The sequence below is a fragment of the Nostoc sp. PCC 9305 genome, assembly GCF_963920915.1.
Classification (GTDB): Bacteria; Cyanobacteriota; Cyanobacteriia; order Cyanobacteriales; family Nostocaceae; genus Nostoc.
In genome coordinates, this window is sequence record NZ_CAWUDN010000120.1 from 1 (window position 1) to 23,559 (window position 23,559).

At 42.3% G+C, this 23,559-nt stretch carries 18 protein-coding genes; 11 read left to right on the forward strand and 7 right to left on the reverse strand.

What is annotated here, in order from left to right:
- The first annotated feature begins 172 nt into the window (after positions 1 to 172).
- Positions 173 to 1,204, forward strand: coding sequence for a methionyl-tRNA formyltransferase (gene fmt / locus ACM0OX_RS30305; RefSeq protein ID WP_414518722.1), 1,032 nt, complete (start codon positions 173 to 175; stop codon positions 1,202 to 1,204).
- Between the two features lie 52 nt (positions 1,205 to 1,256).
- On the opposite strand, the gene ACM0OX_RS30310 is transcribed toward fmt, so the two are convergent.
- Together ACM0OX_RS30310 and ACM0OX_RS30315 are read right to left on the reverse strand one after the other, a co-directional pair.
- A complete protein-coding gene (locus tag ACM0OX_RS30310) occupies positions 1,257 to 1,622 on the reverse strand; it encodes a DUF6464 family protein (protein ID WP_414518723.1) in 366 nt (121 codons plus the stop codon).
- Between the two features lie 145 nt (positions 1,623 to 1,767).
- On the reverse strand, positions 1,768 to 3,276 hold the full coding sequence (locus ACM0OX_RS30315; RefSeq protein ID WP_414518734.1) for an FAD-dependent oxidoreductase: 1,509 nt from the start codon (positions 3,274 to 3,276) through the stop codon (positions 1,768 to 1,770).
- A 251-nt stretch (positions 3,277 to 3,527) separates the two neighbouring features.
- Between ACM0OX_RS30315 and ACM0OX_RS30320 the strand changes: the two genes are divergently transcribed.
- Positions 3,528 to 4,430: a class I SAM-dependent methyltransferase gene (locus tag ACM0OX_RS30320; RefSeq protein ID WP_414518724.1), complete on the forward strand. Its 903-nt coding sequence runs from the start codon at positions 3,528 to 3,530 to the stop codon at positions 4,428 to 4,430.
- 206 nt (positions 4,431 to 4,636) lie between these two features.
- Here the strand turns inward: ACM0OX_RS30320 and ACM0OX_RS30325 are convergent, their stop codons facing one another.
- Entirely contained in the window at positions 4,637 to 6,685 is a 2,049-nt protein-coding gene (locus tag ACM0OX_RS30325) for a potassium channel family protein (protein ID WP_414518725.1), read from the reverse strand.
- A gap of 415 nt (positions 6,686 to 7,100) precedes the next feature.
- Here ACM0OX_RS30325 and modB point away from each other — a divergent pair, with 415 nt between their 5' ends.
- Positions 7,101 to 8,912 (forward strand): molybdate ABC transporter permease subunit, encoded by a 1,812-nt coding sequence (modB, locus tag ACM0OX_RS30330; RefSeq protein ID WP_414518726.1) that lies wholly within the window; start codon positions 7,101 to 7,103, stop codon positions 8,910 to 8,912.
- 332 nt (positions 8,913 to 9,244) lie between these two features.
- Positions 9,245 to 9,859, forward strand: a complete 615-nt coding sequence (locus ACM0OX_RS30335) for a Uma2 family endonuclease (RefSeq protein WP_335152267.1) — start codon at positions 9,245 to 9,247, stop codon at positions 9,857 to 9,859.
- Positions 9,860 to 10,124: 265 nt separating this feature from the next.
- Here the strand turns inward: ACM0OX_RS30335 and ACM0OX_RS30340 are convergent, their stop codons facing one another.
- Complete coding sequence (locus ACM0OX_RS30340; RefSeq protein WP_094351003.1) at positions 10,125 to 10,496, reverse strand: four-helix bundle copper-binding protein; 372 nt, start codon at positions 10,494 to 10,496, stop codon at positions 10,125 to 10,127.
- Between the two features lie 510 nt (positions 10,497 to 11,006).
- Positions 11,007 to 12,185, reverse strand: coding sequence for a pyridoxal phosphate-dependent aminotransferase (locus ACM0OX_RS30345; RefSeq protein ID WP_414518727.1), 1,179 nt, complete (start codon positions 12,183 to 12,185; stop codon positions 11,007 to 11,009).
- A gap of 188 nt (positions 12,186 to 12,373) precedes the next feature.
- Here ACM0OX_RS30345 and ACM0OX_RS30350 point away from each other — a divergent pair, with 188 nt between their 5' ends.
- A complete protein-coding gene (locus ACM0OX_RS30350) occupies positions 12,374 to 12,973 on the forward strand; it encodes an MBL fold metallo-hydrolase (RefSeq protein WP_099102462.1) in 600 nt (199 codons plus the stop codon).
- Between the two features lie 502 nt (positions 12,974 to 13,475).
- Here the strand turns inward: ACM0OX_RS30350 and msrB are convergent.
- Together msrB and ACM0OX_RS30360 are read right to left on the reverse strand one after the other, a co-directional pair.
- Positions 13,476 to 13,970, reverse strand: coding sequence for a peptide-methionine (R)-S-oxide reductase MsrB (gene msrB, locus ACM0OX_RS30355; protein WP_335187742.1), 495 nt, complete (start codon positions 13,968 to 13,970; stop codon positions 13,476 to 13,478).
- A gap of 232 nt (positions 13,971 to 14,202) precedes the next feature.
- Positions 14,203 to 14,733: an MgtC/SapB family protein gene (locus tag ACM0OX_RS30360; protein ID WP_414518728.1), complete on the reverse strand. Its 531-nt coding sequence runs from the start codon at positions 14,731 to 14,733 to the stop codon at positions 14,203 to 14,205.
- Positions 14,734 to 15,187: 454 nt separating this feature from the next.
- Between ACM0OX_RS30360 and ssuD the strand changes: the two genes are divergently transcribed.
- The 6 genes from ssuD (at position 15,188) to ACM0OX_RS30390 (ending at position 23,507) form a co-directional block, all read left to right on the forward strand.
- Positions 15,188 to 16,348 carry an FMNH2-dependent alkanesulfonate monooxygenase gene (gene ssuD, locus ACM0OX_RS30365; RefSeq protein WP_414518729.1) on the forward strand — a complete coding sequence of 387 codons (1,161 nt, stop codon included), beginning with the start codon at positions 15,188 to 15,190 and terminating at the stop codon, positions 16,346 to 16,348.
- Positions 16,349 to 16,375: 27 nt separating this feature from the next.
- Positions 16,376 to 17,014: a beta-class carbonic anhydrase gene (locus tag ACM0OX_RS30370; protein WP_414518730.1), complete on the forward strand. Its 639-nt coding sequence runs from the start codon at positions 16,376 to 16,378 to the stop codon at positions 17,012 to 17,014.
- The gene (ssuE, locus tag ACM0OX_RS30375) at positions 17,011 to 17,577 is read left to right on the forward strand and encodes an NADPH-dependent FMN reductase (RefSeq protein WP_335053876.1); all 567 of its coding nucleotides are present in this window, start codon (positions 17,011 to 17,013) and stop codon (positions 17,575 to 17,577) included. The genes ACM0OX_RS30370 and ssuE overlap by 4 nt, the downstream gene beginning before the upstream one ends.
- Before the next feature lie 650 nt (positions 17,578 to 18,227).
- A complete protein-coding gene (locus tag ACM0OX_RS30380) occupies positions 18,228 to 19,565 on the forward strand; it encodes an FAD-binding oxidoreductase (protein WP_414518731.1) in 1,338 nt (445 codons plus the stop codon).
- Positions 19,566 to 19,628: 63 nt separating this feature from the next.
- Positions 19,629 to 20,984, forward strand: coding sequence for a (Fe-S)-binding protein (locus ACM0OX_RS30385; RefSeq protein WP_414518732.1), 1,356 nt, complete (start codon positions 19,629 to 19,631; stop codon positions 20,982 to 20,984).
- Positions 20,985 to 21,527: 543 nt separating this feature from the next.
- The gene (locus tag ACM0OX_RS30390; RefSeq protein WP_414518733.1) at positions 21,528 to 23,507 is read left to right on the forward strand and encodes a hypothetical protein; all 1,980 of its coding nucleotides are present in this window, start codon (positions 21,528 to 21,530) and stop codon (positions 23,505 to 23,507) included.
- The last annotated feature ends 52 nt before the right edge of the window (positions 23,508 to 23,559 follow it).

Consider the following 23,559-nt stretch of genomic DNA (forward strand, 5'->3'; position numbering starts at 1 on the left):
ACTCTAGTTCCCCCTTTTTTAAGGGGGGTTAGGGGGGATCTAAACGCTGTGAGGCAACTCTCAAAGACTTGTGTATACACCGTAGCCCAAGCTGGGGAGAGGGATTTAGGGTGAGGGCTTTTGATTCATGCAAGAAGTCTAATGACTCACGACTAAAAACTACTAATTATTAATGAAAATTGTATTTTTTGGTACACCTCAATTTGCTGTACCCACCTTAGAAAAATTATTGAATCATTCAGAATTTGAGGTGCTAGCGGTTGTCACCCAACCAGATAAACGCCGGGAACGCGGAAATAAACTTACGCCAACACCAGTAAAAGCGATCGCCACTGCTCACAACTTACCAGTATGGCAACCCGAACGGGTGAAAAAAGACACTGAAACTTTAAGCAAACTCAAACAATTAGATGCAGATGTGTTTGTTGTTGTCGCTTATGGACAGATTTTATCGGCAAAAATCTTGAAGATGCCAAAATTAGCTTGTATTAATGTGCATGGCTCGATTTTACCCAAATATCGCGGTGCAGCCCCGATTCAGTGGTGTTTGTATAACGGTGAAAGAGAAACGGGGATCACCACCATGTTGATGGATGTGGGGATGGATACTGGCGCAATGCTCCAAATAGCCACTACACCGATTGGATTACTGGATAATGCCCAAGATTTAGCCGACAGACTAGCGGAAATCGGTGGGGATTTGTTGGTGGAAACTCTATTGAAGTTGGAACGTAAAGAAATTCAACCAATTCCCCAAGATAATTTAGCAGCGACTTACGCCTCTCTGATTCAAAAACAAGATTATGCTTTGGATTGGTCGAAAAGCGCGCTCCAATTACACAATCAAATCAGAGGCTTTTACCCTAACTGCACGGCTACCTTTCGTGACAACCTGTTGAAAATTACCGCTTCTGCTCCTCTTGGTTCTATAAGCGATGTCTGGCGACAAGCCGCTCCGCGTCTACGCGATCTCCCACCAGAATTGCAAGAATTAGCATATAAACTATCTGATTTGTCAAACGTATCAGATCGACCGGGAGTTGTAGTGAGCATTGTCAAAGGAATTGGCGCGATTGTCCAAACTGGGGAAGGTTTATTGCTGTTGCGAGAGGTTCAGTTAGCCGGTAAACGTCCCCAGTCGGGATGGGATTTTGTGAATGGTACCCGCTTAACTGTAGGAGAAGTTTTTGGTGCCGGAAACTGACAGGAATGGAGGAGATGAGGGAGAATAACTTTTAACTCCTCACTCTTAACTCCTAACTCCTAACTTCTAACTTTTCATAAAAGCGGCAAGATTCGCAAGGCCCATCTGGGTTGACTGCACAGCGAATGAGTTCTGAATGAGCATTGTAGCAGCAGGTAGCATCACCGATTACCCAACGTCCCGCTACCAAACTTTTCTCAGATGGTCGTTTAGCAGACTGTACATAAATGGCAATATTATGCAAGCGGTAGCGCCCAGCTTGAAGTTTGTATCTATGGCGGCGCTCTAAAACCGCGTAGGTTTTACCTTCAAAATCGAGATAGTTTCCGGGTTGGGGTGTCCAATCAAGTTGCACTCTACCGAGGGACTCACGCGGGTGCGTCAGAATCACCTCAGTTGGTAAAGAGTCTGGCTCCATAAGCTTATGTGATTTGATTTACATTATAAGGATAGTATCGCGATCGCTTTCTTTAGCTTATCGAATTTAAATTACAATTGATGATTAACTAGATTTGCGAGAAATATACATACAGTAGGGTAGCACAGCAGTGCATCCCTACAGATTAGGGCAACCAAAAGTTAGGCAGGATAGATTTGCCCAAGTTACTCAAAGTTTGGTTGAGCGATCGCGCCACTTGGATATGCACTTCATCCTCTTCTACAGCTAAAATCTCAGATGGCTGACCTTTTCCCAAATAAGACACCACCAAATTTGCCGCCTCCAAACCAGTAACATAAGCCTTTTCCTGCGACCAGGAACCATGACGGCTCACAATCCAATCCCCACTCATAAACACATTCTCAAAACTGGTCTTAGTGGGCAACATATAACGATAGCTGCCAGGTGCAAAGTGAGTCACCGCTTGAGGTAGCCGAATTACACTACTATCAATTATCTTTGCCTGCCGAAAGGCTGGTATACAAGTTGCTAAATAACCCTGAACTATTGCTAATATCTCCTCATCACTCAAACCTAGAAACTGATTCGCGTGATAGAAATCAGCTTCAATCACTGTTCCCGGCTCATCCCGATATTCATCATGTAGAGCATTCAAATCAAAAAACGTCCAACCTGTACTTGCATCGAATCCAAAGCAAGCATTAGAAGGACGAGGAATATCAATTTTACGGTCAAACCATAGTCGCGTTGCTAAAACATCAATTGCTCCTAAATTGCTCAAATTACGGAATTCTTCACGGCTTTGTAAACTAGGGCTAGTTGAGACAATTTTCTTCATCCCCGTGATTCCAACCGCAAAAACTAAGGCATCTGCATCAAAAACCTCATCACCACAAACCACACCCTTGACTTGATTACTATCAACAATTAAATCTGTAACCCGACGCTTAGGCAATACTCGCGCACCAGCTTTTTCGATTCGTTCCACCCAAGGACGAAATATCTTTTCTCCGACAGTTCCCCGACACCAGACCACATCAAAATCGGGTTGATGAGCCAGAATAAAAAAGTAAAGCATCCCTAAAGTTGCGGCGGCTGAACACTGTTCGCCAGGGGCAAATAAGCCCACTAATAACATCGGTTCAAAAGCCTCGCGGTAAAGTCGTGCAGAAACGTTAAAGTCTTTGAACAATTCACGGGCAGTTACAAAATCATAGCGCCGCCAAGCTGCATCGGAATTATCAAAATCAACTACAGCATAAAGTAAAGGCAGGGCACTGAGACGGTCAATTAGTGGCAGCCGTTTAAACTGAGTGTAAAGAAAAGTTCCCAGTGGCGAGGGAAGTCGCGGTAAATCTTGAAAAATCGGTGATTCAACTTCCAAACCTGCTGGCGAATATTGCGAAGAACGAGTCCAAGTAGTAAAAGGATTAATTTCTAATTCATTGATTAGGGAAAAAATATTTTTGTAAGGATACCAGAATCCATGAATGCCAGCTTCCACAGATTTTCCGGCTGCCGTTTGCCAACCTGCCACCAATCCACCAGGATAGGGGCCTGCTTCCAGAAGTGTCACATCATAACCTTGTTTTGCCAAATGGTAGGTTGCTCCTAAACCAGCCCAACCAGCACCTACAACTACCACCCGTTTTTGTTGTAACCCTCCTACCATCGCAGCCTCCAATTGTTGCAGTCCATCAACTAATGTATACGAACTTGTGTTTCGATCGAGCAAGGGTTGTTATTATAGCGGTTTTCACTTGGATACAATAGGCTCTTTGCTAGCACATTCCATCGAATTTAAAATAGTTATAAACTTTAAAAAAGGCTTAGGGAAAGCCGTTCAGTAAAAATCACTTGCGGTTAATGCTGAGTTAAGAGTATAACAGAAAACAGACTTGACTATTGATGAGGATAATCATAATGTCTCAATTAGCAAATGTAAAATCCAGTCTAAATGACTTTGAATTACGAGATGGAATTTATTTTCCTAGCGACTATGAACAATTAACTAATACTCAACATAAAAAAACATGGGATGCAATTGGTAAAACATACTATGGTTCCCAAAAAATTGAAAAAATTGCCGCGACATCACCCATTAAACAAGATTACACTCTGCTAACTGGTACACCTGGAGGTACTTGGAACAAATTTCCGTTGAATAAATCTGTCGGTTCTATTCTAGAAATTGGTTCTGGTTATGGTCGCGCACCTTTACATCTCTCGAAAGCGAAAAATCTGAAATGTGAGAAATATTACGGTATTGATATTTCTGAACCTTTATTGCGGCGGCTAATCAAAGTTAAACAAGAATACAATTTTTTCCCAGAAGCTGAATTTAACTTGATTTGCACTTCTGCTGAAACATTGCCTTTAGAAGATAATTCTATAGATTTGGTAATTTCTAATTGCGTCTTTATGCATATTCCAGATGCCCAATTAAGAAATTTATTGGCTGATATCTGTCGGGTGCTAAAACCTGGTGGAATTTTTGTTTTTAATCATTCCTTTCACAATAAGTCTTGTCCTTCTCATATCATCCATAATTTTATCAGAAGGCTGAACCCATTTGTGAGAAATCCAGTTTATCTCAAGCAATACTCAGCTGTTGAAATAGAAGAAATGTTAGCTACTGCTGGGATGAAAGTGAAGTGTCCAGAATACATTGTCGAACCAACAGCAGAGTATGCAATTTTGCCGGAAACTATCAAAGGTATTCCGGTGCCGTTTGCTAATGCTATCAACAGAAGTCTCAAGCCATCAGATAATTTAAAAGAAACTTTGGCTTACGGTTTTAGTGCCTACAGTACTCAACTGGACTGATTAATAAACTATCTGCTTGTCACAATGAACTGAATACAAATAATCTCCAAAAGCACAACATTGTTGTGCTTTTACTTTTACAATAAATGCCTATGAACTTTGTTTGCTAAGGTTTTTGATGAAAATTCTAGATCGCTAAATACGCGATAAATCGCGTCTCTTGCTTTAACCGAACAGTATTGATATGATTTCTAGTTATGGGAGGATTAAGGTTGCCCAATATAGATAACATTCGCCAAAAGTTGTACTTTTGTTAACTCGCGCACGAGACGTTGAGCTTGATGTTTATAAAGTGGTATTGGCAACACTCTAGGCAAATTATTCATCCATTGCCTAGCATCAGTGGAACTACATCCCGTAATTAAAACTATCTCTTCGGCACCATACATAATGGCATTTGTAGTCAGAGCTTTTTCAATCTGCACTTGCCAAAGACGAGGCAGCATTTCACCCCATTCAATTCGCTGCAAACTACTGCTTGTGGCTAAAACAATCAAGCGATCGCCAGCATCAAGCTTAACATCATACCAGGGCATTAAAGAGTAATTGTCTTGCTGATATTTTTGGTAGAGAATCGGTACAACACTATAGCCAGATGCTATTTCAGATAAAAGCAACCCATTCAGGGTATCGCCATCTTCAATTTTGTATTCCGTCACCATGACTATTTGCTCATTCAAGTGAAACAAGCTCAGAACATTTTCTCCAAAAGCAGCACAAGCAAAAACTTCTGCCGCCAAAGCCGCGCCACATATAACTTGAGCATAAGGGAACAGAGGGGCGATATTATCACTAAATTGGCGGTCTTGAGAGCGGATAATCAAGGTAGTGGCGGGGTTCATTGCATGAGCCATCAAACCAATTTCCAGATTTTCCATATTATCGTCCCCAACTAAAATAATGCTTTTAGCATGGGAGAGATTCGCCTTAGTGAGTGCTTCGGTAGCATTACCAACGATAAGGGGCATATCGGGTAAAGTTTCTTGGTCAAGAGTGGTAGTATGAATTCCTACTAAGGGCTGGTTGAGTTCTTGCAAAAGAGCAGCTACTTTCTGTCCCAAGCGATTTAAGCCAATAATTATCAGATGGTTGCGTTGTGGTATGGGAGGGCGGGAATTGAAAAAATGAAATCTTGAAGTGACCAGGGCATCAGTCAGCAGTGCATATAATACTCCCACGAAAGCTTGACCTGTCAACGTCATTCCCAGGCTAAAAAACCTCAACCACCAAGGGATAGCGTCTGAGGGCTTTGATTGCGATGCAAACTCAACACCACCAAATAAATCTCCGTATCCTCCCAAGAGCAAAACTGCTGTTGCATAAAAAGCTTCTTGGATGCTGATGTCAGGATAATATAAGCGGTAAAGAATTATTCCAACAAGCCACAGGATGAGTACAGTAATGGCATAGATTGTTGCAATTCGCCGGATTTGATTTTGGCTTTGGTAGTAAGATTGCCAAAATTGCGCTATTTTCTCCTTGAGATTTTTCGCTGTGATGCCTTGAATAAACTGTTGCCACTGCCACTTTTGGGTATGAGATTGTCGATGTTGCTCAGAGAAAGCTAAATCGTATGCCACATCAATGTAAACTAGCGTATCTCCTACCTGCACTTCTGCCTCTGGGTTCCAGCCAAACAATTCTTTGAGTGGTTTAGATGAAACAGGTTTGTGACTCAAGATGCGGCGAGTTGTCAGATTGAGTCTATGTACTGGCTTGCCATTACACCAGCTATCCTTCGCTTGTACCTGGTGCTTTATCACTTGCAACAGTTGCCCTTCTAAGGTGAAATATCCAATAGCTTCAGAACCAAGGGCTGTCAGAGCGAAGGCGTGAGCTGAAAGATGAGTGGGTTCAAAGGCAACAAAATTGCCGAGATTTTCCCACAAGAGTTTGTTGAAATTTTGCTTGTCTGAACGTACAATCAAGCGAATATGCGGATTAAGACGGCGTGCTGCAAAGGCAGCTTCTATATTTATCCGCTCATTTCTGGTTACTAAAAGTATTGAACGACATTGGGATATACCTGCTCGCTCTAAAACACTTGGCTGGCGGCAGTCTCCTATGATTAACTTTTCTAGTAAGTTAGTTACTTCTGGGACTTCCCAATGTTCGGGCTGCACATCCTCTATGGCGCTGACTTTAACATCGTATTCCTTGAGTATTGCAACGCAATGTTGCCCTAAACTTTTGAGTCCGCATACTAAGAAAAGGTCTTGGGGTTTTTTTTGATTGCTGGTAGGAGGGGAATGCACTTTCTGTTGACGGTAGCATTAGATACTGCTAACAGGATGTGTTTGCGAGGATTTTTACACTTTGGTAAGGGAATTCCAAGAAATAAATTATCCAATCTTGTGGGGTGGGCATCTTGCCATATAAACTGGGCGGGCGAGACGCCCACCCCACAAGAGTTAATTGGATATTTTTTATTTGGAAGTGCCTAATTTCCAATAATTTTAACAGTTGGTTTCAAGATAAGTATCAAATGATAACAAACCGTATCGAATTCTGATACTTGATACTCAACTGAACGCGAATTTTGTTTACAGTTTGGATAGTTTTTGGGATTTCCCTGATTGATTGTGATGTAATTTACCAACTTTTTCCAACATATTAAAGCTAAAGTTGGTAAATTAGGGATTAGTTGAGCTAATTTTTCCCTACGCAACTATGCCATTGGATTTATCGCCTCTTTGGATATCACTCAAAACTTCATTACTTGCCACATTTATCACCTTCTTTTTAGGTATAGCTGCTGCCTACTGGATGCTGGGATATCGTGGCAAAGGTAAATCGTTGATTGAGGGTATCTTTATTGCACCGCTAATTTTACCGCCCACAGTTGTTGGGTTCTTGTTGCTGCTATTTTTTGGCAAAAATGGCCCTGTAGGGAAATTCATGGGGGCTTTTGACTTCAGCATCGTTTTTACTTGGTATGGTGCTGCGATCGCAGCCACAGTAGTTTCTTTCCCTTTAATGTATAAAACTGCACTGGGAGCCTTTGAACAAATAGATGGTAATCTGCTGCGAGTCGCTAGAACCCTTGGTGCAACTGAAACCACAATCTTTTGGCGGATCAGTTTACCTTTAGCAGTACCCGGCATTGTCGCCGCCACAATGTTAGCTTTTGCCCGTGCTTTGGGAGAATTCGGCGCGACGTTGATGCTGGCTGGTAATATTCCCGGACAAACGCAGACAATTCCAATGGCGATTTATTTTGCAGTGGAAGCGGGAGCAATGAACGAAGCGTGGTTTTGGGCGATCGCAATTATGGTGATTTCTCTGTCTGGAATTATTGCAGTCAACTTCTGGCAAGAACTGAGAGAAAAGGGGAAGGGAGCGGGGAGCGGGGAGCAGGGAGCAGGGGGAGCAGGGGGAGAAAATCTTTATACTCCGCAATCTCGCTTTCAATCTGGGGGATTGTTAGTCAACATTGAAAAAATACTTCCTAGCTTTGATTTAAAAGTTGCTTTCACTACTGATGAGCAACCCTTGGGATTGTTAGGAGGTTCTGGTGCAGGTAAGAGTATGATTTTGCGCTGCCTGGCGGGAATAGAAACGCCCACAAATGGCCGCATTGTTTTAAATGACAGAGTTCTGTTTGACTCAGAACAAGGAATTAATTTACCCAGTCGCGATCGCCGCATCGGTTTTTTAGTGCAGAATTACGCCCTGTTTCCCCACATGAGTGTGGCGCAAAATATCGCTTTCGGTTTGCCTAAAAAACTATCTGCTGGGAGTATTCGGGTGCAGGTAGAGGAGCAACTAATAGCAATGCAGTTGAAGGGATTAGGCGATCGCTATCCGCATCAACTCTCTGGGGGACAACAACAACGGGTAGCCTTAGCAAGAGCATTGGCAAGTCAACCGGAAGCATTGCTCTTGGATGAGCCGTTTTCGGCACTTGATACACATCTGCGTAGTCAATTAGAGCAGCAAATGACAGAAACTCTAGCTGACTACCAAGGTGTGACTCTATTTGTCACCCATAATATGGAAGAAGCTTATCGGATTTGCCCAAATTTATTGGTGTTGGAGCATGGTAGAGCAGTTCATTATGGCTCCAAATACGATATTTTCCAGCATCCTGCTACCGTGAGTGTTGCTCAACTCACTGGATGTAAAAACTTCTCCCGTGCTGTTCTCCAGTCATCACAACAGATAGAAGCGACTGATTGGGATTGTACTCTGAAAGTAATTGAACCAGTCAAAAGTGAATTATCCCACATCGGCATTCGTGCCCATCAGTTCATTTTTACCAACGACTCATCACAGGAAAATACCTTTCCCTGCTGGATAGTACGAACCAGTGAAACACCTCATAGAATGACATTATTTCTCAAATTAAATTCGGCTGGCAAGAATTCTCAAGATTATCATCTGCAAGCTGAAGTTTTCAAAGAAAAATGGGCGACGATGAAAGACCAACCTTTGCCTTGGTATGTGCGTTTAGATCCCCTACGGTTGATTTTGATGGAGTGAACGCAGAGATGCACATCGCAATCCCAAGTCCACAAACATAACCAATATGCTGTACCGTCATGCTCAATCTAACCTACTATTCTAAATTTAAGGGCGCGATCGCGAAGACAAGCGTGTAGAATATGTTAGTTAATAGGGTAGGCATCTTTCACTTAAATCCCTATTGTGTAATATCAGGTTCGGTTAAACACTTATAATATCTTTAGGTTGGGTTGAGGAACGAAACCCAACATTTTATCATTGTTCATGTTGGGTTTCACTGCTGTTCAACCCAACCTACATTGAGAGGTTTTATTACAAGTAATCACCCGAACTTGATATAAGAGGTCAAGATGGTACAGACACCCGCCAGTCCAGAAACCGAAACCCTATTGATTGAGTTGCCTAAGACAATCGGGTTGTACGTCACCCAGGAACAATTTGCAGCTCTAGCAGCAGCCAACCGAGACTTAAGACTAGAAAGAACCGCACGTGGAGAGTTAATTGTGAACCCACCAACGGGTTGGGAAACTGGAGAACGCAATTGCAGTATTTCTGGAGAGTTGTATTTGTGGTGGCGTAATTCGGGCGAACCGGGTAAAGCCTTTGACTCTTCGACTGGATTCATTTTACCCAATGGTGCGACTCGCTCCCCCGATGCCTCTTGGGTGAGCCAAGAACGTTGGCAGGCACTCATTCCAGAACAAAAAGGAACCTTTGCTAATATCTGCCCGGATTTTGTTGTAGAGTTACGCTCTAGCTCAGATCGGCTTGGGTCTTTGCAAGCTAAGATGAGCGAGTACATTGACAATGGCGCTCTGCTGGGCTGGTTAATCGATCCGCAGCAGCGACGGGTGGAAATTTATCGACCGGGATTAGCAGTGGAAGTGTTGGAAAATCCGATTGAGTTGTCCGGTGAAGCGGTGTTACCGGGTTTTGTGTTGAATTTGCGTCGGGTGTGGGATTGAAAATTGAATATCCCTTACATGGTATTTACAAAGTACGTTACCAGCTTCCGAGTTATCTTTGATGGGTCGTAGACGCTTCGTCTTGTCGCAGACATCGCTCTAATCCCGTAACTATTTTAAGTAATATTAATGAGTTATTAAGTCTTGGTTTAGACCTACATCAACTGGTAATTTTACAAGTTCTTACTTCAAGCGCTCAGACTCTTTGGGGTCTGGGCGCTTGAATATTAGGTTGCAGAGAAACTTCTGCTAGATTGTTGTAGAATTATGCGGGCATCATGTGCATACTTCTGCAAGACTCTGCACACTTACGGCAAGCGGCAGCACATTCCATCATTTTCGCATCATCGCTCATCATCTCACACGCCATAGCAGTGCGATCGCACATTTCCGCACAAAGCATACAAGTGCGTTCCATGAACTCAGAACCGCTCATCATCATATTCATGCACATCATGCACATTTCAGAGCAATCGCGCATCATACTCATCATGCTCATCATGTTCTTGTCCATGTGCTGACCACCTTTGCTCATGCAATGAGTCATGGTTTCCATGCACATTTTATGACAGTCCATACAAACATCCATGCAAGTCTGCATTTCTGGAGTCATGGTTTCAGTCATCATCATCATCATCGGAAATACCTCCTGATTTTTTGATGCATAAATAGTGTCCTTGAAAGGACTACTCATCACATTAGTCCTATCTTTTTAAAGAGTCAATGGGGTTTTTAATCCAGAATTTTTAAGCCTACTATCCCGATATAATTACCGGAAATTTGAACGAATCCTACACTATTTTAGTGTTGTTTTTTTGTGAAATACTATACATTAAGGCTTAGAAACCCTCGTTCCTGAGTGGGGTTTAATTTGGCAAGTCAACTTTACATCGGGGATCAAAAGTTAGAGTTAAATTTAACTCGAAAATAATGTTATTGTTTTTAACAAATGAATGCCTGAATAAAGCATTTACAAACTTATATTAACCCATGTTTTATGAACTTATATTAACTTTAAGATATATGTCCTGAAAAATTCGTAATTCATCATGGAATTGAAACCGCACCTAAAAGCAAATTACCTCAAAAAAAAGTAATTTTTACAACTTACATCAGAGAGGATAATAAATATATATTATTATGTTGGTTATAAATTCGATTGCAATTTGAGTAAGCGATCGCTAGCTGCTTGTAATGTCTCAGGTCTTTTGCTGAAGCAAAATCTGATTAACGAATGTCCTTTTTCTGGTTGGCTAAAAAAGCTGGAACCGGGAACTACAGCAACACCGATATCTTTAATCAGATGGTAAGTGAATTCAACATCTGTTTTATAGCCAAATTTGGAAATATCTGCAAGTACGTAATAGGCTCCTTTGGGAACGAAATAGGGAATTCCAACTAGGTCTAGAATTTGTAAAATGCTGTCTCGTTTCTGGTGATAAAGTTTGGCTAGCTCTTGATAATAGGATGGTGGCAGCTGCATGGCGGCAACTCCGGCTCGTTGCAATGGTGCAGGTGCGCCAACGGTGAGAAAATCATGGACTTTGCGAATCGCCCCTGTCAATTCCGGGTTTGCCAAAATGTAACCGACTCGCCATCCAGTGACGCTATAAGTTTTGGATAAACCGTTAATAGTAACAGTGCGTTCTTCCATTCCGGGAAGAGTCGCTAGGGCAATATGTTGAGTGCCGTCATAGAGAATATGTTCATAGATTTCATCAGTGAACGCTAACACATCCCATTTTTGACAAAGTTCAGCAATTAGCGTGAGTTCTTCACGGCTGAAGACTTTACCTGTGGGATTGTGGGGTGTGTTGATAATAATTGCTTTGGTATTGGCATTGAAAGCTTGACGCAACTGTGATTCATCAAATGTCCAATGGGGAGGATGCAGTGTCACGTAGCGGGGTATAGCACCAGCTAAAATCGCATCGGGCCCGTAGTTTTCGTAATATGGCTCAAATACAATTACTTCGTCACCAGGATCTACTGTCGCCAGCATCACAGATGCCATTGCTTCTGTGGAACCGCAGGTAACGGTGATTTGGGTTTCAGGATTGATATCTAAGCCGAGATACCAACGGACTTTATTAGCGATCGCATGACGAAATGGGCGATCGCCCCAAGTAATGGCATACTGATTAACATCTGCCTCTATGGCCTGATATGCTGCCTGTTTCAACTCCAAGGGACAAGGAAAATCAGGGAACCCCTGTGCCAGATTTACTGCATCGTGTTGCAGTGCTACCCGCGTCATTTCTCGAATCACCGACTCTGTAAACTGTTCTGCTTTCGCTGATATTTTTTGGCGCTTAATCTCACTCACCCCTATACCTCCGTCGATCTTTATTGCCGTTATCCGGGAATTTCTGTAAACCAGATTTAATTCATAATATCGATAAACTTATCGTAGTATAGTCAAATTCCAGATATAGAGGGAATGCAACCTTATAATCTATATACTTAATTATTGAGATTAATAGTCAATTATTGAAGTACCGATCCAGAATCATCATGAAATCTTTGCACCGTCCCGATCTGTATAGCTGGTCTAATTTCAATCCGGCAAGAAATATTGATTTCAATGGGATTGCCTGGATTCGCCCAGATGGCAACATCTTGATTGACCCAGTAGCCCTATCAAACCATGATTGGAATCATCTAAAATCCCTCGGTGGTGTGGTTTGGATTGTGCTGACGAATTCTGAGCATGTCAGAGCAAGTAAAGAAATTGCCGATCAAACCTATGCTAAGATTGCTGGCCCGATTGCAGAAAAAGACAGTTTTCCTATACCTTGCGATCGCTGGCTATCTGATGGTGAAGAATTTGTCCCAGGGCTGGAGGTGATTGAACTCAATGGTTCTAAAACTCCCGGTGAGTTGGCTTTGTTGCTGGAAGAGACAACTTTAATTACAGGGGATTTAGTCCGGGCACGTAAAGCAGGTAGCTTGACGATTTTACCAGATGACAAGCTGCTGAATCGAGAGGAGGCTGTTGCTTCTGTTCGCAGGTTGGCTCAACTGAGTCGGGTAGAAGCAGTGCTGGTGGGGGATGGTTGGCCCGTCTTTCGGGATGGACGCGATCGCTTAAAGGATCTGGTAGCAACGCTGTAAATAACTAGGGTAGCACAGCTAGCTATGCTACCCTAAAGGCGATTGTAGTTCAAATAGATAAAAAGGCTGTCAGACGAAAATCAAACAACACCGTATCATGGTAGTTAGTAGCATTTATGTCTGATAGTTTCTTTTTTGCCATAAAAGAATATCAGGTAAGTAATATCCTGATTTCCTGACGGCAGAATGCGAAAGCTTTTAACGATCAACCTAGTTGGAGAACGCTGATGTCGAAGGAAAGAAAAAGTAATAAAGAAGCTAAAAAACCTAAAAAAGATCCCAAAGACAAAAAGGAGAAAAAAGAGCCAAACAAATAGGGTAATTTAGGTTATCTTTAGCGAAGACCAAGAGTTGCACTTTCCTAAATTGACAATATTTCGTCCAGTAGCATTGAGTAGGAGAAGTTATTGTCAAAAATTTGTTCACCCTTGGTCAAGCTCCAAAATCTGATGATTTAGGTTATATATGCGATGTCACGAGGGTCTACGCCTACCCAACTTAATTAAGCAGGCTCAAATTTGAGTGAAACACCGTTCATGCAGTAGCGCTTACCAGTGGGTGCGGGGCCATCATCAAAAACATGACCCAGATGACCACCACAGCGACTACAATGCACTTCAGTTCTAGTCATAAACAACGACTTATCTACAGTAGTGGCGATCGCACCTTCAATTGGATTGAAGAAGCTAGGCCAGCCAGTACCACTATTAAATTTGGTATCAGATGTAAACAGTGGTAGTTCACAGGCAGCACAATAATAAGTACCCTTGTCGTATTCCTTATCTAATGGACTGGTGTGAGGGCGTTCAGTCCCATGTTTACGCAATACATTAAACTGTTCTGGCGTTAAAATTGTGCGCCATTCTGACTCTGGTTTGGTAACTTCAAATCCACTCTGAGAAGTTGTCATTGCTTGTGACCCCCAATTGATATACCTTGATAACAATGCTGTGCCGACTATGACTGCACCAGCCTGTAAAAAATAACGTTTGTCCATATATCTATTATTTTCTATTTTCCGGTTCACTGGGCAATCAATTCCAGTACGGGATTCCCTACATGAATGACTATAATCAGCGATCGCTCTGAATTAGCCCTGATAAACTGATTAAAATTGGCTAAGAAACAACAAATTATTTTTCAGCCAAATACTAGGTGGGAATCCGATCTATTTCACCTGATTTTTGGACAATAGCAAGTATAGTTTTCAAGTGGAGCATAAACTACAGTCAATCATCATCTTCATCAGAGGTGGTGAAATGCTGAGTAGTACCGTGTTTACCATGACTCGTCAGAAATACAAATGCGCGATTGAGACGCTTTACCCCACTTAGGGTAATCAGAGTCAGTAAGCCTCCCAATAATCCCATTTGCCACAAACCACAACCAATTGCAGCCCCCAACCCAGCCGCCGTCCAGACACAGGCGGCTGTAGTTAAACCCTTTACTTTTGGCGTTGCAGATTTTCTCGGAGACTCTTGTAAAATCAATCCGGCTCCAAGAAATCCAACCCCGGTAGCTACACCTTGAATTGTGCGACTCAGTGCATTGGTAGCAGCATAGGGACTCTCGCCCTCAGCCTGCAAAGGAATCATCACAAATAATGCTGCTCCCATACTCACGAGCATGAATGTTCTCATCCCTGCTGGTCTACCCCCTTGCTGACGGTTAAATCCAATCAAGCAACCAACCAGGAGCGCCAAAGATAATCTAAACGCTATATGTGGCCAATCGTTGGCAGCAATAAACATCGGCCCCATTGCCTTATTTCTCCTAGAGACAGAACACAATTTTGCACCTATTGGCAGTGGGCTGGATAGCTACCCACTTTTGTAGCTGAAAACTTAAGCACAGCAAATCAATAGGTTTTTAGTATATTAAGGTTAATTTAACAAAAGGTTATAAGTAAGTAAATAAGTATACACAAAGCTACCATTGCTGGATTCTTCCTAGAGACAGAAAGGGGGTAGAGGAGCAGGGGAGCAGGGGAGCAGAGGAGAATTTGCAGTAAGTTTCTCGCCTCTACTCTTGTGCCTAATGCCAATACCCAATGCTAGTTTTTTGAACACTGCCTAATATACATTGGTCTGATAGGAATACCGGAGTTTTCTGAAAAATTTCTTGCTTACTTAAATAGAATATGTGATACTCTAAAAACTATAAATAAAGCACGGTACTTGTATCGACTTGCCGGAGTTTAAAAGGACAGGATTCATGCAGCTACTATGGTTCATCCCAACTCATGGCGACGGACGTTACCTTGCAACTGCTACAGGTGGACGGGCAGTAAGCTTTCCTTATCTGCGGCAGATTGCCCAAGCGGTGGATGACCTTGGTTATACAGGGGCATTGCTGCCCACGGGACGTTCTTGCGAAGATGCTTGGATTGTAGCTTCAACGTTGGTATCACTAACGCGACAAATGCGTTTTTTGGTGGCAATTCGTCCCGGCTTGGTATCACCTGGCGTAGCAGCACGGATGGCGGCGACTTTCGATCGCCTCTCTGGTGGGCGCTTGCTGATTAATGTCGTGACAGGTGGCGATCCCGTGGAGTTGGCGGGAGATGGGTTGCATTTGGATCACGATCGGCGCTATGAATTAACAGATGAATTTTTAACAGTATGGCGAGCGATCGCTAGTGGAGAACAAGCCAATCTCCAGGGTGACTATTTCAACATTCAGGATGGTAAACTGCTGTTTCCACCCGTCCAGAAGCCATATCCGCCCTTGTGGTTTGGCGGTTCCTCTCCTGTTGCTCAAAAAATTGCTGCTAAACATGTAGATGTCTATCTAACTTGGGGTGAACCACCGGCGCAAGTAGCCGAGAAGATGGCAGCAGTTCGGAGACTTGCAGAAACACAAGGCCGGACTTTGCGGTTTGGGATTCGCCTACATGTGATTGTGCGCGAAACTAAGAGTGCAGCTTGGGATGCGGCGAATGATTTGATTAAGTATGTGGATGATGAGGCGATCGCTAAAGCCCAAAAAGCTTATGCCCGAATGGATTCAGTTGGACAACAGCGAATGACTCAATTACACCACGGTAATCGTGAGGCATTAGAGATTAGCCCGAACCTGTGGGCGGGAGTGGGTTTAGTCCGGGGTGGTGCGGGAACAGCTTTAGTCGGCGATCCCCAAACCGTAGCTGCCAGGATATTAGAATATGCAGATTTAGGTGTTGAGTCCTTTATCCTCTCTGGCTATCCCCACCTAGAGGAAGCTTATCGAGTTGCAGAACTTCTATTTCCCCATCTGCCATTAGAAAATTTACCCGCAGTGGAGAAGCAACACGTCTTAAGTCCATTTGGTGAGATTGTGGCAAATGAAGATTTCCCTAAGCAAAAGCCTCAAGAAAGAGCAACGTCCATATCCTAGTAATTAAGAACTAGGAGATTAACAGCAATGCTGCACCAACAAATCGACCAAAAAATCTCAGAAAAAGAAGCGTGGATATTGCGTCGTCAGTTGGGAATACCTAACAATAAACGCTTGTGGGTGCTAGCTTGCATGGATGAACGTTTACCAGTAGAGAAAGCATTAGGAATTGGTGAAGGAGACGCTCATATTTTCCGTAATGCTGGGGGGTTAGTTACAGATGATGCAATTCGGTCAGCGATGTTAACTACACAGTTTTTTGGCACAAAAGAAATCATCGTCATTAATCATACCGAATGTGGCATGATGACAGCATCAGGAGACTTTCTCAGTGAGGTATTGCGAAATCAAGGTATTGACGTGGATCGAGTTAGTGTCGATCCTGCTTTGCCAGAATTGAAGCTACCAAAAGGCGTTTTTTCCAAATGGATCAAAACCTTTACCGATGTGGATGAAATCTGCACACAGCAAGTGCAATTACTGCGTAATTCTCCTTTAATTCCCCAAGATGTAGTTATTCATGGCTACATCTGGGAAGTAGAGAGTATGAGTTTGCGCCATCCTTACAAACGCCTGAGTGAGAAAGTCAACACAGCATCAGCTATGAATACCAAAACCACAAAACATACTGAATCCGTTTTAGAAATTGGGAGTTTAATTGAATGACAAATATTTTAGCGATCGCAGGTAGTCCAACCCATCCATCTAGAACCTATGGTGTTGTCGAATATACTGCCCAGCTTTTACAACAAGAAGGCTTGCATGTAGATATTATTTCAGTTCGGGATTTGCCTGCTGAAGATTTAGTTTTTGGACGTTACGATAGTCCTGCTTTAGAACAGCCAAAAGCTTTATTAGCAAAGGCAGATGGTGTGATTATTGCCACCCCAATCTACAAAGCTGCTTACACAGGAGTGCTAAAAACATTTCTAGATTTGCTGCCACAAAAATCATTAACAGGTAAACCCGTGTTACCAATTGCTCTGGGTGGAACCATCGCTCATTTATTGGCAATTGAATATGCTCTGAAACCCGTGTTATCTGAATTAGGAGCGCGGCATATCCTAGCCACTATTTATGCGGTAGACAAACAAATTCAACGACAAGCCGATAACAGCGTCCTGTTAGATGAGGAAATTGAGCAAAGACTCAAAGACGTTCTCAAGGAATTTGTTAAAGCTGTAGAATATGATGCCGCAGCGCCTCAAGAATTGGTTCATGCCAATTAAATAATTAAGTTTATACCTCCGTTTGCTTGTAGCAGAGGGGTAGTTTTTACCCATCTGTTACTTTTTTTAAAGTTAATCAGAGCCACATAACTTTACTTTCATAAATTGCATTTTTATTGCAATATTAAAATTATTTATAGACCACCTCATACTTATCTCCCAACTTCTATAGTCTATTCAACTAACACCCCTATAATTTATAATTTTTTCTATAAAATATCTTGTATATATGCAAATTGTCTCCTAACTCTACCTGTAGTAGATGAGTGAAATTTACTCATCTACTACTTTTTCCACTTAAATTTCAAAGTTTATCAACAAATTCACAAAATTATAGGTTGGATAAGGCTAAGACCTTAACCAAGCAAAGCGCGATCGCTCTTAATATAAGAGCATCATAACTTTATTCAGCTTTAAGAAAGCTCAATTTTCTTCTATCCGAATAGCCGCTAATTGTTAGCTTTTTATCTTTTAGATCGTAAGATTGGTCTGAAGATAGTGTAGAAAAATATTGTTCCCTCTCTTCGCCAAGATATACAAGTGGTTTTACTGTAGCTTTTCATATTAAACCCACCGTGTATTAATGGCAATGCGCTTTTTTGGTCAGGTTAACCAGTAAATTAGAAGTAGGGCGTAAAAAAATAAACTCAATGAAAGCGATGTCTAACGACAAGCCGCAAGGCGTCTGCGCTTCTGAACTTGCATCTATCGTCGGTGAAGAAAATGCTATTTGCCTTTGGGAAAATATCGAACTCAGTCAGCAAAAACGTATCCAACAAGCTATAGCTTCTGGAAATTCACCCAGTTGCATTGTCTATCCCCGCAGCCAAGAACAGCTAGCCGCTGTCATTACCAAGGCTCACGCAAATAACTGGCGCGTCCTTCCCTGTGGTAGTGGCAGTAAACTTAGTTGGGGTGGTTTAGCAAAAAGCATTGATGTTGTAGTTAGTGCAGAACGCATCAACCAATTGATTGAACACGCCGTTGGCGATTTGACTGTCACAGTAGAAGCTGGGATGAAATTCTGCGATTTGCAAGCACTTTTGGCAAAATCGCGGCAATTTCTCGCCCTTGACCCCACAGCACCAAAGTCGGCAACCATTGGCGGTATTGTCGCCACAGGTGATACAGGTTCTCTGCGGCAACGCTATGGTAGTGTACGCGACCAGTTATTAGGTATTACCTTTGTCCGTGCTGATGGACAAATCGCCAAAGCTGGAGGAAGAGTAGTTAAAAATGTCGCCGGATATGACTTGATGAAGTTGCTTACGGGGTCTTATGGCACATTAGGCTTTATTAGTCAACTAACTTTTCGCCTGTATCCGTTAGCCGAGGCATCGGGGACGGTGGTACTAACTGGTAAAGCTGAGGCTGTATCTCAAGCGGCTGATATCCTTCGAGGTTCGGCGTTAACACCAGTTCAGGCTGATTTGCTATCAACTAAATTGGTGTCTAGTTTAGGTTTGGGTGAAGGGCTGGGATTAATTGCTCGGTTTCAAAGTATTAGTGAGAGTGTTAAGGAACAGTCAAACCGAGTTTTGGAAGTTGGGCAAAAGTTGGGCTTAGATGGGGCAATTTTTACTGATGGTGATGAAGCTAATCTATGGCAGAGATTGCAAGAACGAATCCATACTACTGCCACAGAATCTGTAATTACTTGCAAAATAGGAGTGTTACCTACTGCTGCTGTGGAGATTTTGACTCAGGTGGAGTTGGGTTTAATTCATATAAGTAGTGGTTTGGGTTTGTTACAATTAGAGAGTAAAAATCAAGTTTTGAAAGTGCGCGATCGGCTACATTCTATTGGAAGCGATCGCACTCAAGCGAGTAGTAGTTTTTTAACAATTCTGGAAGCGCCAGTTGGGGTTAAAGAACAAATAGATGTTTGGGGTTATACGGGGAATGCTTTGCCGTTGATGCGCCGTATTAAGGAACAGTTTGATAGTAAAAATATTTTAAGTCCTGGGCGGTTTGTGGGTGGAATTTAGTTTTAAGAAAACGAACCGCAGAGGCACAGAGAACGCTGAGGTAGAGAGGGGAAAGATAGAAATATGCAAGTTTCAGAAAATTCTGTTAATAATACGGCTAGTTTAAAGAATTTGAAGGGCTTTGATGAGAGTCATCCGCCTGACCCGAAGTTAATTGATAGTTGTGTCCATTGTGGATTTTGTCTCTCGACTTGTCCCAGTTATCGCGTGCTTGGCAAGGAGATGGATTCTCCTAGAGGACGTATCTATTTAATGGATGCAATTAATGAGGGTGAGATTGCTCTAAATACGGCAACGGTAGAACATTTTGATTCTTGTTTGGGCTGTCTTGCTTGTGTGAGTACTTGTCCTTCTGGTGTGCAGTATGACAAGTTAATTTCTGCAACTCGTCATCAAGTTGAACGCAATTATCCCCGCAGTTTACCAGATCAATTTTTTCGTCAACTGATATTTTCTCTGTTTCCTTATCCCAATCTTTTACGGGTTTTATTAGTTCCGTTGTTAGTTTATCAAAAGTTAGGATTTGCTAAGTTATTTCGGGCTACGGGTTTACTGAATAAAATATCGCCCCGTTTGGCAGCAATGGAATCAATTCTGCCAGAAATTACTCTCAAATCTTTTCAAGATAATTTGCCTACTGTGATTCCCGCTAAAGGTGAGAAGCGGTATCGCGTTGGGGTAATTTTGGGTTGCGTCCAACGGCTATTTTTCTCACCCGTGAATGAAGCAACGGTGAGGGTTTTAACAGCGAATGGTTGTGAAGTTGTGATTCCCAAATCTCAAGGTTGTTGTGCGGCGCTTCCCGAACACCAAGGACAAACAGAACAGGCGAAAGCTTTAGCAAGGCAGATGATTGATAGTTTTGCCAAGACAGATGTGGATTTTGTGATTATCAATGCTGCTGGTTGCGGTCATACTTTAAAAGAGTACGGTCATATTTTAGAAGATGACCTAGAATATCGGGAAAAGGCAAAGGATTTTGCAGCTAAGGTTAAAGATGCTCAAGAATTTTTGGCAACTGTTGGGTTAACAGCGAAACTATCGCCACTGACTGATAAACCATTGAATTTAGTTTATCAAGATGCTTGCCATTTATTGCATGGGCAAAAGATTAGCGTGCAACCGCGTCAGGTGTTGCGACAAATTCCAGGGGTGAAGTTGAGAGAACCAATAGATGCAGCTTTATGTTGTGGCAGTGCTGGGGTTTATAATATGCTGCAACCAGAAGTGTCAGAAGAATTGGGTCGGCAAAAAGTAGAGAATTTGTTGAATACTGGTGCTGAGTTAATTGCTTCTGCTAATCCTGGGTGTACTTTGCAAATTACTAAACATTTGCAGTTGCAAGGTAAGAAGATTTCAGTTATTCACCCGATGGAGTTGTTAGATTATTCAATTCGCGGTGAAAAATTGAAATTGTAGAGGTTTTTTGTGGGGTGGACATCTTTTCATTGATTTTAAAGCAAAGAGCCAAAGCTACGTTTTTACTCTCCTCCCCACTTGCCTACGGTGTAGACACAAGTCGAATTACCCCCCCTTAATCCTCCCGATGCATTGGGGGAAACAAGAAATAATCCAGTTCCTTCCCCTTTGCAACTACGGTCTACACACAAGTCGAATTTTACTTATACGTTAAAGGGTTTTAAATTCGTAAAATCAGAAAATATATAATTTATTTATATTAAAAATTGCTCTGGCTTACGTATAGGAAGTTTTTTATTGCACGGTAGAAGCTAGATTCAAAACTGCACTCAATGATGAATCATATATAGCGTTTCCTTAGCAACTGAGGTACATAAAAATCTTGTTTACCAAGCTTAGTAGCTTTGAAAATGTACCTCACTATACCGGGAATTGCTATAACAGTAGCTGCTATCAATCAGACTATGGAGGTTTTTCTTATCTGGGAAATTGCGGAGTTTTTGAGTATAAAATTTGGTATTTACGCCATATAGAAAGATTTTCATGATACCAAAAATTGTGCAACAATTTGGGCGATCGCTATCAAAGTCTTTTCTGACAATTGCTCAATTTACCTTGACTTGTTTGCTTGTATTTTACCTATCCCCAGTTAACGCTACAACTATAGGATACTTAACCGAGCAAGGAGAACTATTTCGCCAAGCCCTAGCTGCTGCTAAGTTAACTCCAGAAGATGTCCGCTTGGAGATGAAAGACATGGATCTCTGGGGCGGTGATAAATATCAAGTCAAGTTGCTAGATGTGTTTTTCGATAACCCTTGGAAAATCAGTCCTTATACCCGCACCATTACTCAAGATTTACTTGCAGCTAAATCTGATTTAGCACAACTCGCTGCCAGTGCTTACAAAAGAATCGAAGGGGGTGTGAGTCCCCAATTAAACGGAGATTTGCTGACAAAATACAAACAGCAAGTACAAAAGCTGGGTGATGATGCCTTAGCTGTTGCTCTTGGCAAACTAAGCACTCAGCCTGCTGATAATTTTAAAACTACTGAATACAAAGCTTTGCCACCACAGCTACGTTCTGCGGTAGCGCAGTTTTTATTTACAGTACCAGATGTACTGCATTACAGACAGGTGGGATTATTGCGATCGCTAGCTAAATTACAACTAGATGCCAATCTTACCTACACCGAAGTATTTAACTACGCAGTTAAAACTGTGGAAGAAGAAGCCGCAGAAGAAGTAGATGCTAGCCCAGAAAAGGTACTGTTAATTGAATCTCTTTTAGACAACGTTGATTTTAAAATGCTCAACACAGGAGCAATTTTAACAGCGGCCGCTGTTGGTGAAATGCAAAGTCAATTAAGCCAAATCCCAGTTAATTTGTTGCAAGGAAATTACAACTACAGCATAGATACACCCCAAGGTCGAATTATTCTCAGTGGTAAAGGCGATCGAGTCTATTCTCCTGACAATTACCTGTTGATTGTAGATGTTGAAGGTAATGATACTTACTCTGGCGGTGCTGCTACTCAAAATATTGCTCATGGTGTCAGCGTCACCTTAGATTTAGCTGGCAAAGACCGCTACTCTAGCCTAGCGGGAAAAATCCCCAGCTTTGGGGCTGGTATCTTCGGCTACGGATTGCTGGTAGATTTACAAGGTGATGACAGTTATGAGGCAGAATACGCCAGTCAAGGCATAGGTATTTTTGGTACTGGCATTCTCTACGACGCCCAAGGTCAAGACACTTATCAAGGCATTAGTAATTTACAAGGCAGTGGTACTTTTGGTTCAGGACTGCTGATCGATAATGAAGGCAGCGATCGCTATTCTCTCTACAGGTACGGTCAAGGCTATGGCTTTACTAAAGGAGTGGGGCTGCTATTAGATAGTGTAGGTGACGATAAATACATTGGACTAGAAGACAAATATCCCAACGGCGGCCCATTTGGAGCCAAAAGGCACGTCCATTTTATCCAAGGTGCAGGTTTGGGAAGACGTGCAGACTATACAGAAGGTCACAGTTGGGCTGGGGGCGTAGGGATGCTAGTCGATGGCGCAGGAAATGACCGCTACGAATGTGAGGTTTACGGTCAAGGTACAGCTTACTGGTATAGCTTGGGTTTTTTGGTAGATAAAGCGGGTGATGACTACCACGATGCAGGATGGTACAGCCTGGGAAGTTCGCCGCATTTTGGTGTGGGAGTTTATCAAGATGATGAAGGAAGCGATCGCTATACAGGCATCATTATGCAAAGTTTAGGCAATGGTCGTGACTGGAGTATTGGCTGGTTTGAAGATGGTGCTGGAAACGATTGGTATAACGGCAGCTTAATGACCTTCGGTACGGGAGATATTAACGGTATCGGAGTTTTCTGGGATAAGCACGGCGATGACACTTATCTATCTTTATTAGAACCAGCTTACGGACAATCCCGGTTAGAGGGTGTTAGTGGTTTGCGAGAGTTGATGCTGACCTTAGGCTTATTTGTTGATGGAGGCGGGAAAGATAATTAAGTAAGTCGGCGGGAAAATTTATAAGTATGTAACGAAAATTTAACCAGAGCGG

Coding starts and splice junctions, on each gene's coding strand:
- fmt (WP_414518722.1), top strand. CDS start 173: ATGAAAATTGTATTTTTTGGTACACCTCAATTTGCTGTACCCACCTTA.
- ACM0OX_RS30310 (WP_414518723.1), bottom strand. CDS start 1,622: ATGGAGCCAGACTCTTTACCAACTGAGGTGATTCTGACGCACCCGCGT.
- ACM0OX_RS30315 (WP_414518734.1), bottom strand. CDS start 3,276: ATGGTAGGAGGGTTACAACAAAAACGGGTGGTAGTTGTAGGTGCTGGT.
- ACM0OX_RS30320 (WP_414518724.1), top strand. CDS start 3,528: ATGTCTCAATTAGCAAATGTAAAATCCAGTCTAAATGACTTTGAATTA.
- modB (WP_414518726.1), top strand. CDS start 7,101: ATGCCATTGGATTTATCGCCTCTTTGGATATCACTCAAAACTTCATTA.
- ACM0OX_RS30335 (WP_335152267.1), top strand. CDS start 9,245: ATGGTACAGACACCCGCCAGTCCAGAAACCGAAACCCTATTGATTGAG.
- ACM0OX_RS30340 (WP_094351003.1), bottom strand. CDS start 10,496: ATGATGATGATGATGACTGAAACCATGACTCCAGAAATGCAGACTTGC.
- ACM0OX_RS30350 (WP_099102462.1), top strand. CDS start 12,374: ATGAAATCTTTGCACCGTCCCGATCTGTATAGCTGGTCTAATTTCAAT.
- msrB (WP_335187742.1), bottom strand. CDS start 13,970: ATGGACAAACGTTATTTTTTACAGGCTGGTGCAGTCATAGTCGGCACA.
- ACM0OX_RS30360 (WP_414518728.1), bottom strand. CDS start 14,733: ATGGGGCCGATGTTTATTGCTGCCAACGATTGGCCACATATAGCGTTT.
- ssuD (WP_414518729.1), top strand. CDS start 15,188: ATGCAGCTACTATGGTTCATCCCAACTCATGGCGACGGACGTTACCTT.
- ACM0OX_RS30370 (WP_414518730.1), top strand. CDS start 16,376: ATGCTGCACCAACAAATCGACCAAAAAATCTCAGAAAAAGAAGCGTGG.
- ssuE (WP_335053876.1), top strand. CDS start 17,011: ATGACAAATATTTTAGCGATCGCAGGTAGTCCAACCCATCCATCTAGA.
- ACM0OX_RS30380 (WP_414518731.1), top strand. CDS start 18,228: ATGAAAGCGATGTCTAACGACAAGCCGCAAGGCGTCTGCGCTTCTGAA.
- ACM0OX_RS30385 (WP_414518732.1), top strand. CDS start 19,629: ATGCAAGTTTCAGAAAATTCTGTTAATAATACGGCTAGTTTAAAGAAT.
- ACM0OX_RS30390 (WP_414518733.1), top strand. CDS start 21,528: ATGATACCAAAAATTGTGCAACAATTTGGGCGATCGCTATCAAAGTCT.